Source organism: Dyella kyungheensis, assembly GCF_016905005.1.
Taxonomy (GTDB): domain Bacteria; phylum Pseudomonadota; class Gammaproteobacteria; order Xanthomonadales; family Rhodanobacteraceae; genus Dyella; species Dyella kyungheensis.
The window spans coordinates 1-326 of sequence record NZ_JADIKC010000028.1 but is presented as its reverse complement, the minus strand read 5'-3'; the positions used below and the strand labels follow the sequence as shown (position 1 = coordinate 326).

Here is a 326-nt window from a genome sequence, read left to right as displayed (position 1 = left end):
CTGGCGATGCTGCTGGGCCGGTCGCCCAGTACGATCTCACGGGAGCTGGCGCGTAACGGGCACCGCGAGCCGTCAGGCAGCCCTCGTCTGGGGCGCCCGACGCTCGGCTATGACGCTTGTCGTGCCGGCCATCGGGCCCGTCGCTTGGCCCATCAGGCACGCCGGCCGCGTAAATTGCATCGTGAGAGCGCCTTGTGGCGTCTGGTGCGCCATTTGTTGGCCCGGCGCTGGTCACCGCAAGAGGTCAGTCGCACACTGCGCCGACAGCATCCCGACGAGCCGGCCAAGCACGTGTCTCACGAGACGATTTACACCGCGATCTATGC

At 67.5% G+C, this 326-nt stretch carries 1 protein-coding gene; it reads left to right on the top strand.

Features of this window, described 5'->3' with window-relative positions:
- Positions 1-326 (top strand): helix-turn-helix domain-containing protein (locus ISP20_RS21880; protein ID WP_425490880.1); only part of this gene is annotated, 326 nt, incomplete at both ends.